This is a genomic window from Noviherbaspirillum sp. (genome assembly GCF_035254685.1).
Classification (GTDB): Bacteria; Pseudomonadota; Gammaproteobacteria; order Burkholderiales; family Burkholderiaceae_D; genus Noviherbaspirillum.
On record NZ_DATFAI010000032.1, the window covers coordinates 61,282 to 75,547 of the forward strand.

A 14,266-nucleotide genomic window follows, 5' to 3' on the forward strand; every position below is an offset into this window, starting at 1 on the left:
GGCATGCCTTACTTGTTGGAGATGGTTTCCAGCGGCTCGAACTTGCCGTTCCTGACCTGCGAAATGGTCACGGCTGCCGAACGCAAATCACCCTTGCTGTCGAACGCGATCGGACCCGTGACGCCCTTGAAGTTGAGCTTGTAAATCTGGGGCAGGTACTTCTTCGGATCCGCGGAATCGGCTGCCTTCATGGCGTTGATCAGCACGTTGGTCGCATCATAGCCATACGGCGCGTACATGACAACCTTGCCGAACTTTGCGTTGAACCTCTTCACGAAATCCGGACCGCCGGGCATCTTCTCGATGGCCTGGCCGGAATCGCCGGAATACGTGCCCTCGGCCGCTTCCTTGCCGGCCAGCGTCGCGAACGCATCGCTGGAAATCGAGGAGCCGAACAGCGGCATCTTCATGCCCATTTCGACCATTTGCTTCTTGAACGGGCCGGCCTGCGCATCGACGCCGCCATAGAAGATGGCCTGCACGTTCTTGCTCTTGATGCTGGTCAGGATCGGACGGAAGTCGGCTGCCTTGTCGTTGGTGTACTCGCGTGCAGCCACCTTGCCGCCGAGCTTGACGACGGTCTTGGCCACAACATCCGCCAGGCCCTGGCCGAAGGCGGTACGGTCATCCACCACGGCGACGTTCTTCGCGCCGAGCTTGGTCACCATGTATTGCGCGATCGTGGCGCCCACCTGCTGGTCGTCGCCGATGACGCGAAAGACGTTGTTGAAGTTCTGGCGGGTGAGCGTCGGGTTGGTGGCAGCCGGGGCGACTTGCGGAATGCCGGCGGCGTTATAGACCTTCGAGGCCACGACCGTGGTGCCCGAATTGAGGTGGCCGACGACGCCGGCCACGCCGGCATCGACCAGCCGGTTCGCGATGGCGACTGCCTGCTTCGGATCGGCCTGATCGTCTTCGGAAATCATCTCGAAGCGCACCTTCTCGCCGCCCAGCTTGATGCCTGCAGCATTCGCTTCCTCGATCGCCAGCTTGACGGAATTCTCGAAGTCCTTGCCGAGGTGCGCGACGCCGCCGCTATAAGGGCCGGACACGCCGATCTTGACGACCTTTTCGGCAGCGGCAGGCTGGCTGAATGCGAAGGCGCTTGCGCAGAGCGCGGCAAGCAAGATCATGCGGCGCGAACGCGAGAAAACAATATGCTTCATTACGAGAGTCTCCCTGTGTGAAGAAAAAACAATGCATCGCGGAAAACCCGCTCAGCCGGCTTGCCGGAAAACGACAGTGCGTTCCCCGTTCAACAATACGCGCCGCTGCGCATGCCAGCGGACGGCACGCGACAGCACAACGTTTTCGATGTCCTTTCCGATGCGCACGAATTCATCCGGCGTCAGCGCATGGCCCACACGCACGGTTTCCTGTTCGATGATCGGACCTTCGTCGAGATCAGGCGTGACGTAATGCGCTGTCGCGCCGATTACCTTGACGCCGCGTGCATGCGCCTGGTGATACGGCCGGGCGCCCTTGAAGCTGGGAAGGAAGGAATGATGGATATTGATGCAGCGTCCCGCGAGTGCGCGGCACATGTCGTCCGACAGGATCTGCATGTAACGCGCCAGCACCGTCAGCTCGGCATCGTATTCGCGGATCGTGTGCAGCATGCGTTCCTCCTGAGCGCGCTTGTCGCCGTTCTCCAGCGGCACGTGCACGTAGGGAATGCCGTACCACTCGACCAGCCGTCGCATGTCGTCGTGGTTCGATACCACGGCGGCAACGTCGATCGGCAGTTCGCCGGAATGCCACTGGTGCAGCAGGTTGTTCAGACAGTGGCCATGCTTCGACACCGCGATGATGGTGCGCATGCGCTGCGATTCCGGCGTGACCTGGATCGTCATGCCGAACTTCTCGGCCACGGCCTGCAGCGCTGCGTTGACCGCGTCCATTCCTGCAAAGCCCTCGCTTTCCGGGCGGAATACGGTGCGCATGAAAAACAGGCCGGTGTCCGGATCGCCATAGTGCGAGGATTCGGTGATGAAGATGTTCCGGCTCGACAGCGCGCTCGCCACCGCCGCGACAATGCCCGACTGGTCTGCGCAGCGGACGGTGAGGATGTAATGATCGCTTGGATGTGTCATGTCGTTTTACAGTGCGTCGCAGGCGTAGGCCCACCAGTCATCAAGATAAGGTTCCAGCGTGGCATCGGCAAGCAGCAAGGCCTCGGACTGCGAGAGGCGCATCAGGATCACCGAGACATCCGCCCAGCGCAGGCGCGTGGCATTTCCCGGCGCCGGCAGCGCCAACGCATCGGCCAGGCGCGTCATCACTCCCGCGAGCGCGCTGCCCTCCAGGTGCCAGACAGCGATCGCTTCGGCGAGATCGACGGCGCAGCCCGCATCCATGCGCCCCGGCCGCAAGTTCGCCAGCAGCGTCTGCAAACTTTGCTGCGAGGAGGACAGCACGATTCGCTCCACCGGACTGCGCCAGATCATCCACGGATCGCTGCCGCTCCATGCGCCATGGCTCTGCGGCCAGGCGATGCCAAGCGCGTCCGTGGCGGCGGCAGCAACCGCCGGTTCGCCATTCTTGAATACGCGGATGGTGGCCACGTTCCATCCAGCCAGTCGTTTCATGGTGGGACGCATGAGGTCAGGCTCCATTCAATCGTTCTCCGGCGCGGTCGTAGAACGTCGTTTCGACCACCTCCGCTTCCAGCCATGCGCCCATATGATGCAGGCGAATGCGTTCCCCTGTCCTGTTGCGCCCGCCGCGCAACATGCCGAGCGCAATCGGCTCGCCGAGGATCGGGCTGTAATAGCTCGACGTCACCCAGCCTTCGGTCTCACAGGGCAGCGGTTCCGGCGCCACCTGCGCACCGACCGGCAGCTTCGTGCGCCGATCGACCGGGCGCATTCCGACCAGCTGCATGCGCGACACATCCATGGCCGCGGGCCGCAGCAAGGACCGGCGGCCGACAAAGTTCGCCACCTTCTTTTCGATGCCCCGGTCGAAGCCGACGTCCCCCGGCAGCGTCGTGCCGTCTGTGTCCGCGCCGACGTGCAGGTAACCCTTTTCGGTGCGCATGATCTGCAGCGCTTCGACGCCGTAGGCCGTTACGTCGAACGCCTGCCCCACTTCCCACAGGCGTTCGAGCAAGCGCTGCGCCTGCGATGGCGGAAGGTTGATTTCATAGCTGAGTTCACCGCAGAAGCTGGCACGCAGCACGCGCAGCGGCACGCCATCGACAGTCGCCTCGCGCATGGTCATGTGCTTCATGCTGTCCGGCGCGAATTCCGGCGGCAAGCCCGCCGCCTGCAACAGCTTCCAGGCGAACGGCCCGGCCACGGTGATGTTGGCCCATTGGTTCGTCACGGGAACGACGGCGACCCGCATGTCGACATACTCGCACTGCAGCCATTCGTCGAACGCCGCCGCGGTGCGCTCCACGCCGCCGCTGGTGGTATTGACCCAGAAGTGCTGCTCGGACATGCGCACCACGATGCCGTCATCCACGATCACACCGTTCTCGTTCAGCAGCAGTCCGTAGCGGCCCTGCCCCGGCTTGAGCGTGGACATGGTGCCGACGTACATCAGGTCGAGGAAGGCCGCGGCATCCGGCCCGACCACCTCGATCTTGCCGAGCGGCGAGCCGTCGAACAGGCCGACGCCATTGCGCACCGCCAGTGATTCGCGTGCTGCTGCCTGCTCCAGTCCTTCGCCAGCGCGCGGATAGGCCGCCGGTCGCATCCAGCCGCCGAATTCCTCGAACAGCGCACCGCGCTGCTCATGCCAGGTCCGCGCCTGCAACTGCCGGCGCGGACGATAACGCTCACCGCTGCGGCCGCCGACGATGGCGCCCAGCGTGACCGGCTTGAAGGGCGGACGGAATTTGGTCGTGCCGACCTCTGCCGGCTGGCGCGAGGTATGCGCGCCGAGCCGGACCAGCGCGTTGACGTTGCTCGTCTTGCCCTGGTCGGTGCCCATGCCGGTGGCGGTATAGCGCTTGAGATGTTCGACGGAGCGATAGTTCTCGCTCGCCGCCACGCGCACGTCGTCGCTGCTGACATCGCTTTGCAGATCGACGAAGATCTTGCCTTTGCGCGCTGCGTTGCCGAGCGCAGCGGGTGACGGATGGGTATCGGCAAGCGACTGTCCCGCGCCGCGTATGGGCGCCGCCGGAACCATGTCACCGCGCAGCAGTGCGCGTACCGCGTCTTCCGCATGAGCACATGCCGCGGCATCGTCGAACACGCCTGCAGCGGCACCGATGCAGGCGATGCCGGCAGGCGAACCATCGGGTACAAACATCGCGCATTCATCGATCCAGCGCAGCTTGCCGCCTGCCTGCGAAAACAGGTTGACGTTCGGCGTGAAGCCACCGACGCAGGCAATCGTGTCCGCATCCACGGACAGCACTTTGCCGCCCGTCATCAGCTGCGCACCGTCCACCAAGTTCTTGCCCTCGACGCCGATCACAAAGGCGTCATGCCAATGCGGCACGCCAGCCGGAATGCTGACGTTGTCGCTGCGATATTTCTCCGGACGCACATCGGCGATTCCCGCAACCTCCATTCCCGCACGCAGCAGCGCATCGGCTGTCGCATAGCCGCTGTCGGCATTCACCGCCAGCAGCACGCGCTTGCCGCAGGCCGCCGCATAGTCGGAGGCATAGCGCTGCACCGCGCCCGCGAGCATCACGCCGGGGCGATCGTTATCGGGGAAGAGCATGGGGCGCTCATAAGCGCCGGTGGCAAGGACCATGTGGGTCGCGCGTATCTTCCACAGCCGTTCACGCACGTGGGCGCCGGGAGGAAGCGTTTCGAGCGCAGTGACGAAATTGTGGTCATACAAACCGAATGCCGTCGCGCGGAGCAGGACCTGCACGCCGGCGCGCGCAAGATCCTCGCGCCATGCATCGGCATCGGCCTGCTGCGCCCAGCGATGCCAGCCGCCGAGCGCCTTGTCGGATTCCAGCAGGATCGTGCCGGCGCCCGCTGCCGCAGCAGCACGCGCAGCAGCCAGGCCGCTGGCGCCGCCGCCAATGACCAGCACATCGGTGTCGATGCTGACTTCGTCATATCGCTCCGGATCACGCTCTTGCGGCGCAATGCCGAGGCCCGCCATTTTGCGCACGCCTGGCTCGAACAGATGCCAGTGCGGCCACATGAAGGTCTTGTAGTAGAAGCCGGACGGCAGGAAACGGGCAAACGCCGACATCGCCGCCGCGACATCGAAGTCCACGCTCGGCCAGGCATTGCCTGCATCGGCCACGAGCCCGTCGAACAGTTCGACATCCGTCGCGCGCGTCACCGGTATGCGCGCGGCACCCTGGCCGATGTCCACGATCGCACTCGGCTCTTCCGGGCCGCAGGTAAAAACACCGCGCGGACGATGCAGCTTGTAGCTGCGCGCCACCGTGCGCACGCCGGAGGCAATCAATGCCGATGCCAGCGTGTCGCCCTCATAGCCATACAGCGTGCGCCCGCCAAAGCGGAAGGCGATCCGACGCGACCTGTCGATCAGGCTCGGCCCCTTCGCATCAAGACGGTAGCCGCTCATCGGGTTTCTCCCTTGCCGGCCAGTGCCGGCGGCTTGCCGACAATGTCGTAGACGGCATGCACTTCATGCGTGACGGTGTCGCGCAACACATTGAACCATTGGCCGCAGCCGAAGGTATGTCGCCAGCGCTCGGCATGCACGCCGCGCGGATTGTCGCGGAAGAACAGGTACTCGCCCCAGGTCTCGTCGGCAACGCTGTATGCCGGCCCGGGGCGGGCGATGGCGGTCTGGCCGCCGCAGTGGAATTCGCTTTCTGGCCGCGTGCCGCACCACGGGCATGTGAGTTGCATCATGGTTGATTCCTAGTGAGCGATGCCGGATGCCGCCGCTTCATCGATCAGGCGACCGGTATGGAAACGCTCGAGCTGGAAGGGTTCGGCCAGATCATGGCTGCGGCCGGTTGCCATCACATGCGCGAGCGTCCACCCGCCGACCGGGATCGCCTTGAAACCGCCGGTGCCCCAGCCGCAATTGATATACAGGCCTTTCACCGGCGTCGGCCCGATGATCGGGCTGGAGTCCTGCACCACGTCGACGATGCCGGCCCATTGCCGCATCAGACGCAAGCGGCTGAACGAAGGGAACATCTCGAGCGTCGCGGCAAGTACCTGCTGCGTCACGGCGAAACTGCCGCGCTGGGCGTAGGAGATGAAATGATCGATGCCGCCGCCGATCACCAGTTCGCCCTTGTCGGACTGGCTCCAGTAGGCGCCGACGGCGGGCGACATGAGGACGGTATCGAGTACTGGCTTGACCGGTTCGCTCACCATCGCCTGCAATGCATAGCTGGTCACCGGCAACCGGAAGCCGGCCATGTCGGCCAGCAGGGTGCTGCTGCCCGCTACCGCCATACCAATGCGTTCGGAGCGAATCGCACCACGGCTGGTCCTGACGCCGCTCACCCTGTCGCCCGCCATCTCGAGTCCGGTTACGGCGCAATTCTGGATGATGTCGACGCCCAGTGCGGACGCGGCGCGCGCATAGGCCCAGGCCACTGCGTCGTGACGCGCGGTACCAGCGCGACGCTGGATGAATCCGCCGAGTATCGGAAAGCGCGCCTGCGGCCCGCCGTCAGTGAGTGCCGGGCAGAGGGCCATCACCTCATCGCGCGTCAACAGGTCGGAATCGATGCCGTTGAGCCGCATCGCATTCGCCCAGCGCGACATGGAATCGATGTCATGCCGCGTATGCGCCAGCGTGACCATGCCGCGCTGGCTGAACATGATATTGAAGTTGAGGTCCCGCGAAAGGTTCTCGTAAAGCTTCAGCGAGAACTCATAGAGCCGCGCACTTTCCGGATAGAGATAGTTCGAACGGACGACTGTGGTGTTGCGTCCGGTGTTGCCGCCGCCGATCCAGCCCTTTTCGAGGACTGCGACCCTGCTGAGACCGTGGTTTTTTGCGAGGTAGTAAGCGGTCGCCAGACCATGTCCGCCGCCACCAACAACGATCGCGTCGTACTGTGCCTTCGGCTCGGCGTCCGACCATGCGGGAGTCCAGTCGGCGTTGCCGGCAAGCCCTTCCCGCATCAATGCCCATGCAGAATATTTCATCAAAAAGAGTTTATCCCCGGCAAAGAGAGAGTGTCAATACAGCGCTGTATGGAAGAGCCAGCTTGACCATACAGCGCTGTATGCATTCCACCTCAATGAGCGACGAAGCTCGGCGCAAACACGAACCATGAAACTTTCTGTGCTTTCCGTGTTTTCCGTGGACAAAATAAAAAAGCGCCAGCTTGTGGCTGGCGCTTCGAGTAAGCGGATCTTGTCCGACAGACTATTTCTTACGTGCCGGCGGCAGGTCCGTGCAAACACCTTCGAAAGCTTCCGCCGCCATGCCGATCGTTTCGCCGAGGGTCGGATGCGGATGGATCGTCTTGCCGATATCGACGGCATCGGCGCCCATCTCGATCGCCAGCGCGATTTCGCCGATCATGTCGCCCGCGTGCGTGCCGACGATACCACCGCCGACGATGCGATGCGTCTCGGCATCGAACAGCAGCTTGGTGAAACCTTCGTCGCGACCATTCGCCGTGGCGCGTCCGCTCGCGGCCCAGGGGAACAGGCCCTTCTCCAACTTGACGCCCTTGGCCTTCGCTTCATCTTCAGTCATGCCGACCCAGGCCACTTCGGGATCGGTGTAGGCGACGGACGGGATCACGCGCGCATCGAAGTAGGACTTCTGCCCCGCTGCGGCTTCCGCCGCGACATGCGCCTCGTGCACCGCCTTGTGTGCCAGCATCGGCTGGCCGATGACGTCGCCGATGGCGAAGATGTGTGGCACGTTGGTGCGCATCTGCGCATCGACCTGGATGAAGCCGCGGTCGGTCACTGCCACACCGGCCTTGTCTGCGGCGATCTTCTTGCCGTTCGGACTGCGGCCGACGGCCACCAGCACCAGGTCGTACAGTTGCGGCTCCGGTGCAGTCACCGACGGGTCGGCGCTTTCAAAGCTCACCTTGATGCCTTCCTTGAGCGCCTCGACCGCAACGGTCTTCGTCTTCGTCATGATCCTGTCGAAGCGCTTTTCATTGAACTTCTGCCATACCTTAACCAGGTCGCGGTCCGCGCCCTGCATCAGGCCGTCCAGCATTTCGACCACATCGATGCGCGCGCCGAGCGTGGAATATACGGTTGCCATTTCCAGGCCGATGATGCCGCCACCAATGACAAGCATGCGCTTCGGCACCTCGCGCAGTTCGAGCGCGCCGGTGGAATCGACGATGCGCGAGTCTTCCGGAACAAAGGGCAGCTTCACCACGGACGAACCGGCGGCGATGATCGCCTGCTTGAACTGCACCGTCTTTTTGCTACCGTCAGCTGCAGTCACTTCCATGTGGTTCGGGCTGACGAACTGGCCGATGCCCTGCACCACATTCACCTTGCGTGAACGCGCCATGCCCGACAGGCCGGTGGTCATCTTCTTGACGACCTTCTCCTTGTACGCGCGCAGCTTGTCAATATCGATCTGCGGCTTGCCAAAGGAAACGCCATGCGCCTCCATCGATGCAGCCTCGTCGATGACCGCCGCTACATGCAGCAAGGCCTTGGACGGAATGCAGCCGACGTTCAGGCAAACGCCGCCCAGCGTGGAATAGCGCTCGACCAGCACCGTGGTCATGCCGAGGTCGGCGGAACGGAAGGCAGCCGAGTAGCCGCCGGGGCCGGCGCCGAGCACCAGCATGTCGCATTCGATGTCGACCTTGCCGGCATAACTGCCAGCCGCAGGTGCAGGGGCAGGTGCAGGTGAAGGTACCGCTGCAGCCGGGGCGGATGCCGCGGGCGCAGCCGCTGCGGCAGGCGCCGGTGCGGAGGCAGCAGCCTCCGTACCTGCAGCGGGTTCGAGCATGAGCAGCAGCGATCCTTCGGACACCTTGTCGCCGATCTTGACCTTCATCTCCCTGACCACGCCGGCGTGGGTCGACGGAATCTCCATGCTGGCCTTGTCGGATTCGACGGTCACCAGCGACTGATCGACGTTCACGGTGTCACCGGGCTTGACGAGCAATTCGATGACTTCCACTTCCTTGAAATCACCAATATCCGGGACCTTCACTTCCTGCAAACTCATGGCTTTCGCTCCGTCTGTTTCCCTCTACGCGGCAGAGGGATTATTTATCTTGTTCATTCATCGGGAAACTGTAGATCCTGAACGGCCCCGATGTGCTCTTGTCAAACTCGGCACCCGCCAGCACGCCGATCTCGGCGATTTCACGGGCATTGTTCTCGCGGTCATACGCCGCGTACATCGCACCCAGCGCAAAATTGCGCCCGCTGCCGATTCCCCAGAAGCGGTCAAAGCTGAACACTTCACGGTATGAATACACGCCGAAAATCCCGTGCGGATTGGCGATCAGCGCCGTGATCTGCGACGATTCGTACGGATCGTCCTCGTCTTCCTTCGTGTTCAGGAAATACTTTTCCTTGAGTATTTCATGCACCTTCGAGAAGGTCTCGAACACTTCATCGCGATTGCCCAGCCGGCATTCTTCACCCATGCCGGACATCAGCTTGCGCATGACCGGAAAGTGAGCCGCCGTGCCGGCCAGCGTGACATAAGAGTCGCCGACCTTGAAAACCTTTTCGTTCACCTCGTACGCATGCGACAAACGGGTGTCACCGAACGTGACGAGGGAATCGGACGCGATCGCGATTTCGTTGTTTTTCTTGACGACGACGCAAGTAGTCATTGTTATTCTCCAGCAAGTAAGGAAGGCACCAGGGCAAATGAAATGAGCTGAATTCTCTCACTTTCCCGGATGCCCGGAGCTTCCTCTCCTGCTATTGGATTACAGCAATGTCTTGCGCATGTCGCCGAGCACTTCGGCAAGATAGGCCGCGAAGCGCGCTGCCATCGCGCCGTCGATCACGCGGTGATCGTAGGACAGCGAGAGCGGCAGCATCAGGCGCGGTGCGAACTGCTTGCCGTCCCACACCGGCTTGATGCTCGACTTCGACAAGCCAAGGATCGCGACTTCCGGCGCATTGATGATCGGCGTAAATGCCGTGCCGCCGATGCCGCCGAGCGAAGAAATCGTGAAGGTCGCCCCCTGCATGTCGGCCGGCTTCAGCTTGCCTTCGCGCGCCTGTGCGGACAGGTCGCCCATTTCCTGCGCGATCTGCGAAATACTCTTCGTATCGGCATTCTTGACTACCGGCACCACCAGTCCGTTCGGCGTGTCGGCCGCAAACCCGATGTTGAAAAACTTCTTCAAGATCAGGTTCTCGCCCTTCTCGTCCAGAGAGGAATTGAAGACGGGGAATTTCTTTAGCGCCGCGACGCTGGCCCTGATCACAAAGGCGAGCATGGTGAGCTTGATGCCCGACTTGGCGAATGCATTGTTGGACTCCTTGCGGAATTCCTCGAGCTCGGTCACATCGGCCTCGTCGAACTGCGTCACGTGCGGGATCATCACCCAGTTGCGATGCAGGTTCGGTCCGCTGATCTTCTTGATGCGCGAGAGCGGCTGCAATTCGGTCTCGCCGAACTTTGAGAAATCCAGTGACGGCCAAGGCAACAGCTCCAGGCCGATGCCGCCGCCCTTCGCCACAGGTGCAGCAGGCGCCGCTTCCGCGTGGCCGGACATGATCGCCTTGACATAGTTCTGCACGTCTTCATGCAGAATCCGGCCTTTCGGCCCCGTGCCCCGGAGGCGCACCAGGTCGACTCCGAGCTCGCGCGAGAACTTGCGTACCGAGGGCGATGCATGCGGCTTGATGCCGGTTTCTTCGCGCGGTTCAAGCGCAGCGGTGGGCACCGGCTTCGACTCGACCAGCGTCAGGTTGGGCGGTGATGGCGGCGTTGCCGCAGGCGCAGGTGCAGGTACGGCGGCTGCAGGTGCGGCAGCTGCAGGTGTAGCAGCCGCAGCAGCCGTCTCCGGTGCAGGCGCCGGTGTCGCAGCGCCTTCCGTATCCAAGACCAGCAAGGGTGTGCCTTCCGACACCTTGTCGCCGATCTTGATCTTCAATTCCTTCACGATGCCCGCGTGAGTGGAGGGAATCTCCATGCTGGCCTTGTCCGACTCCACCGTGATCAGCGACTGGTCAACCGCGATCCTGTCGCCCGGCTTGACCATCAGTTCGATGACTTCCACTTCCTTGAAATCGCCGATATCCGGGACTTTGACTTCCGTTAAGCTCATAGCGCTAGCTCCGTTTTTGTTCCTTCGCTGCCTTGCTCCTTCTCCCTCTCGGGAAGGAAGGTCGGGATGGGGGTGGAGAAGTCGAGCAGCAGCAGGCGATTGCTCAACCTCTTCCCCTCACCCTGTTCCTCCCCCTGCCAGGAGGAGGGAATACTAGCGGCAGCGAAGAAGATTTATTGTTAATTACTGCGTCACGGGATTCGGCTTGTCCGGATTGATCCCGTACTTCGCGATCGCATCGGCCACCACGGACGCCTTGACGGCGCCCTCTTCCGCCAGCGCCTTGAGCGCCGCGATCGTCACGAAGTGGCGATCGACTTCGAAGAACTCGCGCAGCTTGGCGCGCGTGTCGGAGCGTCCGAAGCCGTCCGTTCCAAGCACCTTGTAAGTACGTCCCTTCGGCATGTAAGCACGGATCTGCTCGGCAAAGGTGCGCATGTAGTCGCTCGACGCCACGATCGGCCCCTTGCTGTCCTGCAGCGAGCTGGTGGCATGCGGCACGCGCTGCGGCTCCGCCGGGTGCAGCATGTTCCAGCGCTCCACGTCCTGGCCGTCGCGTGCCAGCAGGGTGAAGGACGGCGCGGACCACACATCGGCGGCAACGCCCCAGTCGTTCTGCAGCAGCTCGGCAGCGGCGATGACTTCGCGCAGGATGGTGCCGGAGCCCATGAGCTGCACGCGCTGCTTGGCCTTCTTGTCGCCTTCTTGCAGGAGATACAGTCCCTTGAGGATGTTCTCCTCCTGTCCCGGCTTGATGCCCGGCTGAGGGTAGTTTTCATTCATCAGGGTGATGTAATAGAAGACATCCTCCTGCTTCTCCATCATGCGCTTCAGGCCATCATGGATGATGACGGCGACTTCATGCGCGAAGGTCGGGTCGTACGGCAGGCAGTTCGGAATCGTCGAGGCCAGGATGTGGCTGTGGCCATCCTCGTGCTGCAGGCCCTCGCCGTTCAGCGTGGTGCGGCCGGCGGTGCCGCCAAGGATGAAGCCGCGTGCACGCATGTCGCCCGCGGCCCAGGCCAGGTCGCCGAAGCGCTGGAAGCCAAACATCGAGTAATAGATGTAGAACGGGATCATGATGCGGTTGCTGGTCGAGTACGACGTCGCCGCCGCAATCCATGAGCTCATGCCGCCCGCCTCGTTGATGCCTTCCTGCAGAATCTGGCCGGACTTGTCTTCGCGGTAGTACATCACCTGGTCGCGATCGACCGGTTCGTACAGTTGTCCCTGCTGGTTGAAGATGCCGATCTGGCGGAACAGGCCTTCCATGCCGAAGGTGCGAGTTTCATCGACCAGGATCGGCACCACGCGCTTGCCAAGGTTGGCATCGCGCAGCAGTGTCGTGATGATGCGCACGAATGCCTGCGTGCTGGATATCTCGCGGCCTTCCGCGGTCGGGTCAAGTACGGCCTTGAACGCGGACAGATCCGGTATCGGCAGCGTTTCGTCCGCCTTCATGCGGCGCTGCGGCAGGTAGCCGCCCAGCGCCTTGCGGCGCTCGTGCAGGTACTTCATTTCCGGTGTGTCGTCGGAGGGCCGGAAGAACGGGATTTCCTTCAGCTTGTCGTCCGGGACCGGGATGTTGAAGCGGTCGCGCATCTCGCGCACTGCCTCGTCGTCGAGCTTCTTGGTCTGGTGCGCGGTATTGCGCGCTTCACCCGACTTGCCCATGCCGAAGCCCTTGATGGTCTTGGCGAGAATGACCGTCGGCTGGCCGGTATGTTCCTGCGCCTGCTTGAAGGCCGCATAAATCTTGTGCGGATCGTGGCCGCCGCGGTTGAGGCGCCAGATGTCGTCGTCGGACATCTTGGACACCATTTCGAGCAATTTCGGATGCTTGCCGAAGAAATGCTTGCGCACGTAGGCGCCATCCTTGGCCTTGTAATTCTGGTATTCGCCGTCGACGGTTTCCATCATCACGCGTTGCAGGATGCCTTCCTTGTCGCGCGCCAGCAGTTCATCCCAGTAGCTGCCCCAGATCACCTTGATCACGTTCCAGCCCGCGCCACGGAAATCGGCCTCCAGTTCCTGGATGATCTTGCCGTTGCCGCGCACGGGGCCGTCGAGGCGTTGCAGGTTGCAGTTGATGACGAACACGAGGTTGTCGAGCTTTTCGCGTCCGGCCATGCCGATCGCACCCATCGATTCCGGCTCGTCCATCTCGCCGTCGCCGCAGAATGCCCACACCTTGCGCTTCGACGTATCGGCGATGTTACGCGCATGCAAATATTTGAGGAAACGCGCCTGGTAGATCGCCATGAGGGGCCCGAGGCCCATCGATACGGTGGGGAATTGCCAGAATTCCGGCATTAATTTCGGATGCGGATAGGAGGACAGTCCCTTGCCGTCCACTTCGCGGCGGAAATTGAGCAGCTGCTCTTCGGAAAGTCGGCCTTCGAGGAAGGCGCGCGCGTAGATGCCGGGAGAGGAATGGCCTTGCAGGTACAGGAGGTCGCCGCCGTGGTCTTCGGTCGGCGCATGCCAGAAATGGTTGAAGCCGATACCCAGCATGTTGGCCAGCGATGCAAAGCTGGAAATATGGCCGCCGAGATCGCCGTCGAGACGATTGGCCTTCACCACCATCGCCATCGCGTTCCAGCGCATCCAGGAGCGCAGGCGCTCTTCGTATTCGAGATTGCCCGGGCAATGCTCGCCGAGATGGGCGGGTATGGTATTGACGTAGGCCGTATTGGCGGAAAACGGAATGTAGGCGCCGCGCCGACGGGCCAGATCGACCATGCGCTCCATCAGGTAGTGGGCGCGTTCCGGTCCTTCGGTTTCGATGACGGCTTCAAGTGCATCAAGCCATTCCTGGGTTTCCATTACATCGGGGTCATTGGCGGCTTGCGCCAACACTTGATCGAGCTGGGCGGACATGTTGCGTCTCCTGGTTGATAAGGCTTGCCGGTCCGGTATCTCGGGTCTCGCGGTCCGGAATTTTTTGACAAGATTTTGTCTGTCGCGTTTGTGCGCGGTGAAAAGATTCTAACAGTACTTTTTCAACTTTTCAAATCGCGAGATTGAATCTCATAATGTGAAATTTTCTGCCGCGGCGCAGCAAATCCGGGCAAGCATGTCGGCCTGATCAGGCCGGCGACTTATAATTCC

Annotated in this window: 10 protein-coding genes; all 10 read right to left on the bottom strand. The window is 62.2% G+C overall.

Features of this window, described 5'->3' with window-relative positions:
* Positions 1-8 precede the first annotated feature (8 nt).
* The 10 genes from VJ698_RS14875 to aceE all read right to left on the bottom strand — a co-directional run bounded on the left by VJ698_RS14875 (position 9) and on the right by aceE (position 14,035).
* The gene (locus tag VJ698_RS14875; RefSeq protein WP_324103561.1) at positions 9-1,166 is read right to left on the bottom strand and encodes a branched-chain amino acid ABC transporter substrate-binding protein; all 1,158 of its coding nucleotides are present in this window, start codon (positions 1,164-1,166) and stop codon (positions 9-11) included.
* Positions 1,167-1,217: 51 nt separating this feature from the next.
* Positions 1,218-2,093 (bottom strand): formyltetrahydrofolate deformylase, encoded by an 876-nt coding sequence (gene purU, locus VJ698_RS14880; RefSeq protein WP_324103562.1) that lies wholly within the window; start codon positions 2,091-2,093, stop codon positions 1,218-1,220.
* A 6-nt stretch (positions 2,094-2,099) separates the two neighbouring features.
* Positions 2,100-2,588 carry a hypothetical protein gene (locus tag VJ698_RS14885; RefSeq protein WP_324103563.1) on the bottom strand — a complete coding sequence of 163 codons (489 nt, stop codon included), beginning with the start codon at positions 2,586-2,588 and terminating at the stop codon, positions 2,100-2,102.
* Between the two features lie 16 nt (positions 2,589-2,604).
* Positions 2,605-5,514, bottom strand: coding sequence for a 2Fe-2S iron-sulfur cluster-binding protein (locus tag VJ698_RS14890; RefSeq protein ID WP_324103564.1), 2,910 nt, complete (start codon positions 5,512-5,514; stop codon positions 2,605-2,607).
* The gene (locus tag VJ698_RS14895; RefSeq protein ID WP_324103565.1) at positions 5,511-5,807 is read right to left on the bottom strand and encodes a sarcosine oxidase subunit delta; all 297 of its coding nucleotides are present in this window, start codon (positions 5,805-5,807) and stop codon (positions 5,511-5,513) included. Before VJ698_RS14895 ends, VJ698_RS14890 begins: the two co-directional genes overlap by 4 nt.
* 9 nt (positions 5,808-5,816) lie before the next feature.
* Positions 5,817-7,070 (bottom strand): sarcosine oxidase subunit beta family protein, encoded by a 1,254-nt coding sequence (locus VJ698_RS14900; protein ID WP_324103566.1) that lies wholly within the window; start codon positions 7,068-7,070, stop codon positions 5,817-5,819.
* A 220-nt stretch (positions 7,071-7,290) separates the two neighbouring features.
* Positions 7,291-9,084 (bottom strand): dihydrolipoyl dehydrogenase, encoded by a 1,794-nt coding sequence (gene lpdA / locus VJ698_RS14905; protein WP_324103567.1) that lies wholly within the window; start codon positions 9,082-9,084, stop codon positions 7,291-7,293.
* Between the two features lie 40 nt (positions 9,085-9,124).
* Complete coding sequence (locus tag VJ698_RS14910) at positions 9,125-9,703, bottom strand: MFS transporter (RefSeq protein ID WP_324103568.1); 579 nt, start codon at positions 9,701-9,703, stop codon at positions 9,125-9,127.
* Positions 9,704-9,802: 99 nt separating this feature from the next.
* Positions 9,803-11,155, bottom strand: a complete 1,353-nt coding sequence (gene aceF / locus VJ698_RS14915; protein ID WP_414691164.1) for a dihydrolipoyllysine-residue acetyltransferase — start codon at positions 11,153-11,155, stop codon at positions 9,803-9,805.
* Positions 11,156-11,338: 183 nt separating this feature from the next.
* Positions 11,339-14,035 carry a pyruvate dehydrogenase (acetyl-transferring), homodimeric type gene (aceE, locus tag VJ698_RS14920; protein ID WP_324103569.1) on the bottom strand — a complete coding sequence of 899 codons (2,697 nt, stop codon included), beginning with the start codon at positions 14,033-14,035 and terminating at the stop codon, positions 11,339-11,341.
* Positions 14,036-14,266 lie beyond the last annotated feature (231 nt).